Origin of the sequence: Stenotrophomonas sp. 3diitr2024, assembly GCF_042136455.1 — a bacterium.
In the GTDB taxonomy this organism is placed as follows: Bacteria; Pseudomonadota; Gammaproteobacteria; order Xanthomonadales; family Xanthomonadaceae; genus Stenotrophomonas; species Stenotrophomonas sepilia.
Window position 1 is genome coordinate 1 of record NZ_JBHHMJ010000088.1, and the last position, 403, is coordinate 403.

Below are 403 nucleotides of genomic sequence, written 5' to 3' on the forward strand. Positions count from 1 at the left end.
ACTCAACACCACGTTGACCTGGAAGCAGCGTGCCTGGCTGCAGGTCGCCCATTCCAGCGATGCACTGGCCGGTGGCCATCGCGGCACCTATGCCCAGCTGGGTGTGCGTGTGCCGCTGCACGAACGCGTCCGCCTGGAAGAGCTGAAGGAAATCAGCCGTGCCATGGCCTACGGCGAAGCCAAGGCGCGCAAGGCCAAGAAGGAAATGGTCGAGGCCAACCTGCGCCTGGTGATCTCGATTGCCAAGAAGTACACCAACCGTGGCCCGGGTGCGCATGCGTCTCGTATTGCAGTTTCGATCGACGGGCTGCCGCTGACCGGACCGGGCGGCACGCCCTACGAGCTGCTCGAACCGCTGTGGCTTTCACGCGTGGAAGTGCTGCGGGGCGCCAATGGTTTCGAG

At 64.3% G+C, this 403-nt stretch carries 1 pseudogene; it reads left to right on the forward strand.

Features of this window, described 5'->3' with window-relative positions:
• Positions 1-403 (forward strand): annotated as a pseudogene (locus ABGA94_RS01945) (hypothetical protein); the annotation flags it as partial.